Below are 9,930 nucleotides of genomic sequence, written 5' to 3'. Positions count from 1 at the left end.
CGCGTCTAGGGCGCGCGATGTCTTAGTCCGGGTAGCAGACCATGGAGATATTCGGCCAGACGGCGCTGTCGCAGTTGGCGGCGTCCTGCCGCTGCTTGAAGGCGGCGCTGACCGGGCCGGTCACCACCGGGTCGACGCCGTCGGGCGCGTCGGCGAAAATCTGCTCGGCCGACTGTGCCTCTGACGGCAAGGCAGGCCGTGATTCCTTCGTCGTCGCGGCCGACTGCGCGGCGTTGGCCGCCAGCAGGACGGCGAAGGCAACAGAGGCGATGAGCGGCCAGAATCGGTTGAGTTTGTCGGTCATGATGTTCGAACTGCCCGGGCCCCGAAGGGTTCCCGCCTTGGTTAACAAAATCATCTCACACGCAGATGCTTAAGATTTGATGAGTATTTGGTGACGCGCCTCCTCTTTCGCAACTGCGAAAAACCCTGTATGAGCCGCGCAACCGAAAGAGGCAGCGCCTTTTGGCCTGCTGCCTGCAACGCTTCCGAGACCAGAACATGAAAATCCGTAATATCGCGATCATCGCGCACGTCGACCATGGAAAGACCACCCTGGTCGACCAGCTTTTGAAGCAGTCCGGCTCCTTCCGAGACAATCAGCGCGTGGCCGAGCGCGCCATGGATTCCAACGACCTCGAAAAGGAGCGCGGCATCACCATCCTGGCCAAAGCGACCTCGGTCGACTGGAAGGATACCCGCATCAACATCGTCGACACCCCCGGCCACGCCGATTTCGGTGGCGAGGTCGAACGCATCCTGTCGATGGTGGACTCAGCCATCGTGCTGGTCGATGCCGCCGAAGGGCCGATGCCGCAGACCAAATTCGTCGTCGGCAAGGCGCTCAAGGTCGGCCTGAAGCCGATCGTCGTCATCAACAAGATCGATCGCCCGGACGCCCGTCATGTCGAGGTGGTCAACGAGGTGTTCGACCTTTTCGCAGCGCTCGACGCCACCGACGAGCAGCTCGACTTCCCGATTCTGTACGGCTCAGGCCGCGATGGCTGGGTTTCGGAAAATCCGGAAGGACCGAAGGACCAGCAATTGGCGCCGCTGTTCGACCTCGTCATCAAGCATGTGCCGGAGCCGACCGTTCATCCCGGTCCGTTCCGCATGATCGGCACCATCCTGGAAGCCAATCCGTTTCTCGGCCGCATCATCACCGGCCGCATCGAGAGCGGCACGCTGAAGGCCAACCAGCCGGTCAAGGTGCTGCACCATGACGGTACCCAGATCGAAACCGGCCGTATTTCCAAGATCCTGGCCTTCCGCGGCCTTGAGCGCCAGCCGATCGAAGAAGCGCAGGCGGGCGACATCGTCGCCATTGCCGGCTTGTCGAAGGGCACCGTCGCCGACACGTTCTGCGACCCGAGCGTGAGCGAACCGCTGCATGCGCAGCCGATCGATCCGCCGACCGTGACCATGTCGTTCCTGGTCAACGACAGTCCGCTGGCCGGCACCGAAGGCGACAAGGTGACCAGCCGCGTCATCCGCGACCGCCTGCTGCGCGAAGCCGAAGGCAATGTCGCGCTGAAGATCGAGGAATCGCCTGACAAGGATTCGTTCTTCGTCTCCGGCCGCGGCGAATTGCAGCTGGCCGTGCTGATCGAGACGATGCGGCGCGAAGGCTTTGAAATCGCCGTGTCGCGTCCGCGCGTCGTCATGCAGAAGGGCGAGAATGGCGAATTGTTGGAGCCGGTCGAAGAAGTCGTCATCGACGTCGACGAGGAGCATGCCGGCGTCGTCGTGCAGAAGATGTCCGAGCGCAAGGCCGAGATGGTCGAACTGCGCCCATCCGGCGGCAATCGTCAGCGCATTGTCTTCCATGCGCCGACCCGTGGCCTGATCGGCTACCAGTCGGAGCTTTTGACCGACACGCGCGGCACCGCCGTGATGAACCGGCTTTTCCATGCCTATGAGCCCTACAAGGGCGAGCTGCCAGGCCGCACCAATGGCGTGCTGATTTCCAACGAACAGGGCGAATCGGTCGCCTACGCCATGTGGAACCTGGAAGATCGCGGCCCGATGGTCATCGATCCGGGCGTCAAGGTGTATCAGGGCATGATCATCGGCATCCATAGCCGCGACAATGACCTTGAAGTGAACGTGCTCAAGGGCAAGAAGCTGACCAACATCCGTGCCGCCGGCAAGGACGAGGCGGTCAAGCTGACCCCGCCGATCCGCATGACGCTGGAACGCGCGCTGGCCTGGATCCAGGACGACGAGCTGGTCGAAGTGACGCCGAAGACCATTCGGCTGCGCAAGCTCTATCTCGATCCGAACGAGCGCAAGCGGTTCGAGAAGTCGTCCAAGGTGGTCGGCGCGGCGTAAGCTCTTATTTTTTCCAACAGCGGAGAGGGGCGGAGCAACCAGTGTTCCGCCCCTTTTTCGTTCATCCACCGGCAGCCGCGATGATGGCCTGCCGATCGGCCTCGCCGGCCAGATCGATGCGGATCGTGTTTCCCGCACGGGCCGGCTTGCGCAGGGCCTTTGCTCCATCCGGGTCAACGATGAGCAGCCGCTTCTCCTCCAGCGCCTGAAGCCGTGATCGCGAGATGCAAAGTTCGCTTGCGAGCAGCCGGTCGAGCCGCAGCGATGTCGGCATTTCGAGCCCGAGCTGGAGTTCCAACACGGTCGCGGCTTCCCTGGTGTCGCCGAGCCTGCGCTTGTGAACGCTGACATCGGAGAACTCCTCGACGCGCCCGATCCGGTTGCGCAACGCCACCGCATCGAAGGCATGACGGTGAGCGAGTGCAGGATCGTTGCTTTCGAGCGCCGCCAGCAGCGCCGGGTCGATGTCGCGGCGGTTGCAGCGTTCGAAAATGCCGAAATTCCAGGAATTGTCGCAGTCGATGCAGCGATAGATCAGCCACACGTCGATGCGTTTGCCATTGGCGTTGACGCGGAACTTTCCGCTGCTGCAATAGGCCCTCACGGTGCCGCAGCGGTTGCAATTGATGAGCGGTCGAGGTGCGGTCTTGGGCGCGATTGCCCAGTGGATACGCAGAAGTCCAGACATGCCGATAAGCCCTTCCCGTCGGGAAGTTCATCAGGCCGGCGATGTCGAGATGCCCATGCGGGCGCGGCGTGGCGGTCGCTTGCTATGATTGGAAATCGGATGTCACGGGCGGCAGCGCGCAACAACGGTTCAGCAGTGCCAAACCGGTCTCGAACCGCCGCCCAGAAGAACACATGAAAATGAAAACAGATACCGCAAATGCGGTGTCATGCAGTGTGTCGGGGGAGTTGGCGAGACCGGCGGTTACGTAGGCAAAGTGAAGCTCAAAATTGTTTCGCGATGGCCTTTCTAGCCGCGACATGCCGGACCGACAAGGGTCTTTTGTCGGTGCTACCGCAGCCGAGCCACTTGCGTTAATATCCGAAATCGAAGGTTTTCAACCAGAGACCCGGTTATGCATCCCACCTCGCTCCTGATTTTCGCCGCCGCTCTGTTCGTTGCCGCGGGCTCGCCCGGGCCATCGATCGCGGCGCTTGTCGCCCGCGTCATCTCGAAAGGGTTTCGCGACGTGTTCCCGTTCCTGCTCGCCATGTGGATCGGCGAGGGCATCTGGCTATCGCTGGCGGTGTTCGGGCTGGCTGTCGTGGCGCAGACCTTCCATTTCGCCTTCGTCGTGGTGAAATGGGTCGGCGTTGCCTATCTCGCTTACCTCGCCTGGAAGATGTGGACCGCGCCTGTCGATGCAAAAGAGGGCGAGATGCCGCGCGAGGATTCGGCGATAAAACTGTTCTTCGCCGGCATGGCGGTGACGCTCGGCAATCCCAAGATCATGATGTTCTACCTGGCGCTGCTGCCGACCATCATCGACCTCGCTTCGGTCAGCATCGTCGGCTGGGTCGAGCTGACGGCGACCATGGCCGTGGTGCTGGTCGCCATCGATCTCGCCTGGGTGCTCGCCGCATCACAGGCGCGCAAGCTTTTGAAGAGCAAGCGCGCCATGAAGATCGCCAATCGCATCAGCGCCACGACGATGGCCGGTGCGGCGGCCGCCATAGCGACGCGGTCCTGAGCCGGCGCGTCACATCACTTCAATGATCGGCGCGATCTCGACGCTGAAGGCCGGGTTCATCAGGATCGGGCAGTCCTTGGCCTTGGCGACGGCATCGTCGATGTCTTTCGCTTCGACGATCGTGTAGCCGGCGGCCGGATTGCTGCCGCCATTGTTCTCGACCTTGCCGCCGGGCAGCACCATCTTCGACATGCCGACCGGATTGCCGCCGTCGACCACGGCCGAGCCGAGCTTGCCGTACCAGCCGTTCCAGGCGTCCATTGCGGCCTTCCGCTCGGCCTCGTCGGTCGGCATCTTGCCCGAGCCATGATAGACGTAGAGATACTTCGCCATGTTCTCCTCCCTTGGTGAGCGGCATCGAACCGGCATGCGGTCATGCCGCCTGCCGATCATCGGACCAAACCGGCAAACAAGCAACGAGAATGCGACACTGCTAATATAACGCCCCGGTCTCGCCCCTGCCGCAATCCGTCACCTTGCCATGGCGTGGTATTCGTCGTTCGGCCGCATATCGATTGCCGCAGCCACTCGGTTCGACATGTTGAAGAAGGCAGCGGTCGAGGCGATGTCCCAGATGTCGCGATCGGTGAAGCCGGCCTGACGCAGCGCGGCCCGGTCGGCCTCGACGATCTTGGCCGGCTCTTGCCTCAGCTTGACGGCGAATTCGAGCATTGCCGTCTGCCTGGGCGAAAGATCGGCGGCGCGGAAATTCATCACCATCATTTCACCGAGCGGCGGGTCGCCGGAGAGCTGGCGCACCGCCGCGCCGTGCGCGGTCAGGCAATAATAGCAATGATTGATCGAGGAGACGGCGACCGCGATCATTTCGCGCTCCAGCTTCGACAGGCCGGACTCACCCAGCATCAAATCGTTGTACATGTCGGTGAAGGCGCGCAGCTTCTTGTCGTCGAAGGCATAGGCCCTGAGCACGTTGGGGACGAGGCCGAGCTTCTCCTCGCATTTGGCGAAATAGGTTTTTGTCGCCTCGCTCAGCTCTCCCTGGCCAAGATCAAGCGCGCTGATTTTACCGGTCATGGGTCATTTCTCCTCGTTGCGCGGCATCTTGTCGCCAAATTCCGATAATTCTTGGCAAGCCGTCAAACCTTTGTCGCCAAACAGCGGTCATCTGCTACCATAGTCGTAAAAGCATTCGACGGGAGGGACGTGCGTCATGGCCAGCGTGAAATCCGCGAGCAAGCCGAAGAAAAAAGCCACGGCAGCGCTTAAAGCGGAGGAAAGGCCAGCCAGGCTTGCAGACTATCTGCTCGCCCGCGCGCCAGCTGAAGACATTGCTCCCTACGATGTGGCCGACCTGGAGCGGGCTGCCGATCTCGCCGGCCAGGCAGTCGCCACTCACAGGAAAGGCGAGTGCGTCGTCGCCGTCGATGCCGATTCGGGCGTTGTGCGAGACGGCCGCCCGATGACGGTTGTCACGGTCGTCAACGACAACATGCCGTTCCTGTTCGATTCCATCCTCGGCGAGATCACCGAGACATCGGGCGAACCGACCCTGGTCACCCATCCGGTTATCGTCGTGCGCCACGGCAAGGGCGGCGTGGAAGAAATCCTCGGCGACGGCAATTTCGCCAAGGACGATGGCAGCCACGACCGGCTGAGCGTCATCCATGTCCACATCCCGCGGCTGACATCCGAGCAGGCGAGCGGATTGAGCGAGCGGCTGCGCAAGATCCTTGGCCAGGTTCATGCCGCCGTTCACGACTGGAGGCCAATGCTGGCCCGCCTCGATCAGGCGATCTCGGAATTCCGCTATACGGCCGTGCCGCTCGACAAGAAGAGCGTTGCCGAGGCTCTCGCCTTCCTGGAGTGGCTGCGCGACGACAATTTCACCTTCCTTGGCATGCGCGAGTTCAAATACACCGGCGGCGAGGAAAGCGGCACGCTGGAGCGCGCTGAAAAGCCTGGCCTCGGCATCCTGTCCGATCCCGACGTGCTGGTGCTCAGGCGCGGCACCGAAGCGGTAACGACGACGCCGGAGATCCGCGCCTTCCTGCATGGGCCGGAGCCGCTGATCGTCACCAAGGCCAATGCCAAGTCGTCCGTGCACCGCCGCATCTATCTCGATTACATCGGCATCAAGACCTACACCGCCAAGGGTACGCTCGCGGGCGAATTGCGCATCGTCGGCCTGTTCACCTCGACCGCCTACACGCGCTCGGTGATGAAGATCCCGTATCTGAGGTCAAAAGCCGAAACCATCATCGCCAAGTCCGGCTTCGACAGGCACGATCACTCCGGCAAGGCGCTGATCAACGTTTTAGAGAGCTATCCGCGCGACGAACTGTTCCAGGTGCCGGTGCCGATCCTGCGCAAACATGCCGCCGCCATTCTGGGCCTGGTCGAGCGGCCACGCGTGCGGGCGCTGGTGCGCGCCGACCAGTTCGACCGTTTCGTCTCAATCCTCGTCTTCGTGCCGCGCGACCGTTACGACAGCGTCGTGCGCGAGAAGATTGGCTCCTATCTGAAAACCGTATTCGAAGGCCGGCTGTCGGCCTACTACCCGGCCTTTCCCGAGGGCGGGCTGGCGCGCGTGCACTTCATCATCGGCCGCTCCGGCGGCAAGACGCCGAAGGTCGAGCAAGCGACGATAGAGGCGGCGATCCGCGACATCGTGCGTACCTGGGAGGACGCCCTTTCCGATGCGGCCGAGGCCAGTGGCGGCGACCAGGCTTTGAAGGCGATTGCCGCGCGGCTGCCGGAAAGCTACCGCGATTCGTTCAGCGCGGCGGTGGCGCTGGCCGATGCCGGGCGCATTGCCAAGATCAGCGCCGGCAATCCGATCGCCATCGACTATTATCGCCATGCCGAGCAGAAGCCGCACCAGGCATCGCTGAAGATCTATCACCACGGCAGCCCGGTGGCGCTGTCGCGCCGCGTGCCGGTGCTGGAAAACATCGGCTTCCGCGTCATCAGCGAGCGCACTTTCGAGGTCGGCGACGACCAGGTCGGCACGATCAATAGTGATCGGCCCGGCTTAGTCTTTATTCATGACATGGAGCTTGAGAACAGCTACGGCCAGCCGATCGACCTGACCGATGGCGGCGCGCTGTTCGAAGATGCGTTCCTCTCCGTCTGGCGCGGCGACGTCGACAATGACGGCTATAACGGCCTCGCCCAGACCGCCGGCCTGTGGTCTGGCGAGATCACCATCCTGCGCGCCTATGGCCGTTATCTGCAGCAGGTCGGCATTCCGCAAAGCCAGGATTTCATCGCCGCCGCGCTCAACCGCTATCCCGACATAGCGCGTGGCCTGCATGCGCTGTTCATCGCCCGGCTTGGTCCGACAGCCGAGACCGAAGGCGTGGTGGCCGCAAAGCATCTCAAGGCCAAGATCAAGGATGCGTTGGAGGATGTGCCGAACATCGACGACGACACCATCATCCGGCGCTACCTCAATCTGATCGAAGCCACGCTGCGCACCAATCATTTCGTTGCCGATACGAAAGAAAAGGGCCAGTCGCTGGCGATCAAGCTGGACTCGCACGCGGTCGAGGGCTTGCCGGCGCCGCGGCCGTGGCGGGAGATCTTCGTCTACGGCTCCGAGGTCGAAGGTCTGCATCTGCGCTTCGGTCCGGTGGCGCGCGGTGGCTTGCGCTGGTCCGACCGCGCCCAGGACTACCGCACCGAGGTGCTCGGCCTGGTCAAGGCACAGCAGGTCAAGAATGCCGTCATCGTGCCGGTGGGCGCCAAGGGCGGCTTCTATCCGAAGAAGCTGCCGATGAGCGCCGGCCGCGACGCGATCTTCGAGGCCGGTACTTCGGCCTACAAGAACTTCGTCTCCAGCCTGCTGTCGATCACCGACAATATCGGCCTCGACGGCGTCATCCCGCCGGCCGGCGTTATCAGACGCGACCCGGACGATCCGTATTTCGTCGTTGCCGCCGACAAGGGCACGGCGACCTTCTCCGATACCGCTAACGCGATCTCGGAGAAGCACGGCTTCTGGCTCGACGACGCCTTCGCCAGCGGCGGCTCGGCCGGCTATGACCACAAGAAGATGGGCATCACCGCCAAGGGCGCCTGGGAAGCGGTCAAGCGGCATTTCCGCGAGATCAACCGCGACATCCAGACCTCGTCCTTCACCGTCGTTGGGGTCGGCGACATGTCGGGCGACGTGTTCGGCAACGGCATGCTTTTGTCCCCGAAAACCCGGCTGATCGCGGCCTTCGACCATCGCGACATCTTCATCGATCCCGATCCCGACATGGCAGCCTCGATGGCCGAGCGCGAGCGCATGTTCGCGCTGCCGCGTTCGAGCTGGCAGGACTACGACAAGACGAAACTGTCGGAAGGCGGCATCATCGTCTCGCGCAACCAGAAATCGATCACCTTGCCGGCGGCGGCGGCGGCGGCGATCGGCCTGGCCAAGACCACCGCCACGCCGGTCGAGATCATGACCGCCATCCTCAAAGCGCCGGTCGATCTTCTGTGGTTCGGCGGCATCGGCACGTATCTCAGGGCATCGACCGAGACCAATGCCGAGGTCGGCGACCGCGCCAACGATGCCATTCGCATCACCGCGCTCGACGTCCGGGCGAAAGTGATCGGCGAGGGCGCCAATCTCGGCGTCACGCAGCGGGCGCGCATCGAGTTCGGCATGAATGGCGGCCGCTGCAACTCCGACGCCATCGACAATTCGGGCGGCGTCAACTGCTCCGACGTGGAGGTCAACATCAAGATCGCGCTGGCTTCCGCCATGCGCAAGGGATCGTTGACACGCCCGGCACGCAACAAGCTGCTGGCCGAGATGACCGAGGAGGTCGGCTCGCTGGTGCTGTCCAACAACTACCAGCAGACGCTGGCGCTTTCGATCGCCCGCAAGCGTGGCCTCGCCGACATCGCGCATCAGAGCCGTTTCATGACAGCGCTGGAGGCGCGCGGCCTGCTCGACCGTGCCGTCGAGACGCTGCCGTCGCCGGCAGCGCTGGCCGAGCGCGAAGCGCGTGGCGAACCGATGACCAGAGCCGAACTCGGCGTGCTGCTCGCCTATGCCAAGATTGTGCTGTTTTCCGACATCGTCGCCAGCGACGTGCCTGATGACGCGCATTTCGACCGCGACCTGATGGGCTATTTTCCCGACCAGATGGCGAAGAAATATGCCGCCGAGATCCATGGCCACAGGCTGCGCCGCGAGATCATCACACGGGTCGTCGCCAACGATCTGGTCAATCGCGGCGGCCCGTCCTTCGTCAACCGGCTGCAGGAGGCCACCGGGCGCACCGCCGCCGACGTGGTGCGGACCTTCGCGGTGGTGCGTGACGGTTTTGCCTTGCCGGCGCTCTATCGCGAGATCGACGCGCTCGACAACCAGATCGACGGCCAGGTGCAGCTCGATCTCTATCAGATGGTCAGCCGGCTGATCTATGTGACCAGCGGCTGGTATCTGAAGAACGATGCCGGCACGGCACCCCTCAGCCAGCGCATTGCCGAGTTGCAGGAAGCCCGCAAGGCGCTGGAGCCCAAGCTCGTTTCGCTGCTGCCGGCCTTTTCACGCGAGCGCATCGAGGAGAAGCGGCATGGGCTGTTCAAGGCCGGCGCGCCGGAAAGCTTGGCCGGGCAGCTGGCACTGAGCGAGGTGGCGGAACTCATCCCCGACATCGCGCTGACGGCGCGCACCGCCGGCGCCGATATCGTCGCCGCGGCCAAGGCGTTCTTCGCCGTCAGCGATGCCTTCCGCATTCCGCGTGTCGAGGATGCCGCACGCTCGATCACGCCATCGGACTACTACGATCAGCTGGCGCTTTCGCGCGCCACCGACACGATCGATGCGGCACGGCGCGGCATCGCGGTGGCGGCGCTCACCGGCCACGCCAAGACGGCCGATCCGGTGGCTGCCTGGCTGGACGCCGGCGGCGAGCGGGTGGCGCGCATCGGCGAGCGGCTG

7 protein-coding genes are annotated in these 9,930 nt (G+C 63.3%); 3 read left to right on the top strand and 4 right to left on the bottom strand.

What is annotated here, in order from left to right:
- Nucleotides 1-22: 22 nt before the first annotated feature.
- Nucleotides 23-358: a hypothetical protein gene (locus EN914_RS11820; protein ID WP_024504200.1), complete on the bottom strand. Its 336-nt coding sequence runs from the start codon at nucleotides 356-358 to the stop codon at nucleotides 23-25.
- A gap of 143 nt (nucleotides 359-501) precedes the next feature.
- On the opposite strand from EN914_RS11820, the gene typA reads away from it, so the two are divergent.
- Complete coding sequence (gene typA, locus EN914_RS11815) at nucleotides 502-2,331, top strand: translational GTPase TypA (protein WP_013529003.1); 1,830 nt, start codon at nucleotides 502-504, stop codon at nucleotides 2,329-2,331.
- 61 nt (nucleotides 2,332-2,392) lie between these two features.
- Here the strand turns inward: typA and EN914_RS11810 are convergent, their stop codons facing one another.
- Entirely contained in the window at nucleotides 2,393-3,019 is a 627-nt protein-coding gene (locus EN914_RS11810; protein WP_013529004.1) for a DUF1062 domain-containing protein, read from the bottom strand.
- A 394-nt stretch (nucleotides 3,020-3,413) separates the two neighbouring features.
- Between EN914_RS11810 and EN914_RS11805 the strand changes: the two genes are divergently transcribed.
- The gene (locus EN914_RS11805) at nucleotides 3,414-4,028 is read left to right on the top strand and encodes a LysE family translocator (protein ID WP_024504201.1); all 615 of its coding nucleotides are present in this window, start codon (nucleotides 3,414-3,416) and stop codon (nucleotides 4,026-4,028) included.
- Between the two features lie 9 nt (nucleotides 4,029-4,037).
- Here EN914_RS11805 and EN914_RS11800 read toward each other — a convergent pair whose 3' ends face one another.
- Nucleotides 4,038-4,361 carry a hypothetical protein gene (locus tag EN914_RS11800; RefSeq protein ID WP_013529006.1) on the bottom strand — a complete coding sequence of 108 codons (324 nt, stop codon included), beginning with the start codon at nucleotides 4,359-4,361 and terminating at the stop codon, nucleotides 4,038-4,040.
- Between the two features lie 138 nt (nucleotides 4,362-4,499).
- Nucleotides 4,500-5,063, bottom strand: a complete 564-nt coding sequence (locus tag EN914_RS11795; RefSeq protein ID WP_024504202.1) for a peroxidase-related enzyme — start codon at nucleotides 5,061-5,063, stop codon at nucleotides 4,500-4,502.
- Nucleotides 5,064-5,199: 136 nt separating this feature from the next.
- On the opposite strand from EN914_RS11795, the gene EN914_RS11790 reads away from it, so the two are divergent.
- A partial coding sequence (locus tag EN914_RS11790; protein ID WP_164778718.1) for an NAD-glutamate dehydrogenase occupies nucleotides 5,200-9,930 on the top strand: 4,731 nt, incomplete at its 3' end.

The sequence above is a fragment of the Mesorhizobium sp. M7A.F.Ca.CA.001.08.2.1 genome, assembly GCF_003998455.1.
Classification (GTDB): domain Bacteria; phylum Pseudomonadota; class Alphaproteobacteria; order Rhizobiales; family Rhizobiaceae; genus Mesorhizobium; species Mesorhizobium ciceri.
Note: the sequence above shows the minus strand (reverse complement) of the source record. Positions and strands in the feature narration are given on the sequence as shown.

What these genes read in the sequence shown, in the direction of transcription:
- EN914_RS11820 (WP_024504200.1), bottom strand. Translation starts at nt 358, where the DNA reads ATGATTTTGTTAACCAAGGCGGGAACCCTTCGGGGCCCGGGCAGTTCG.
- typA (WP_013529003.1), top strand. Translation starts at nt 502, where the DNA reads ATGAAAATCCGTAATATCGCGATCATCGCGCACGTCGACCATGGAAAG.
- EN914_RS11810 (WP_013529004.1), bottom strand. Translation starts at nt 3,019, where the DNA reads ATGTCTGGACTTCTGCGTATCCACTGGGCAATCGCGCCCAAGACCGCA.
- EN914_RS11805 (WP_024504201.1), top strand. Translation starts at nt 3,414, where the DNA reads ATGCATCCCACCTCGCTCCTGATTTTCGCCGCCGCTCTGTTCGTTGCC.
- EN914_RS11800 (WP_013529006.1), bottom strand. Translation starts at nt 4,361, where the DNA reads ATGGCGAAGTATCTCTACGTCTATCATGGCTCGGGCAAGATGCCGACC.
- EN914_RS11795 (WP_024504202.1), bottom strand. Translation starts at nt 5,063, where the DNA reads ATGACCGGTAAAATCAGCGCGCTTGATCTTGGCCAGGGAGAGCTGAGC.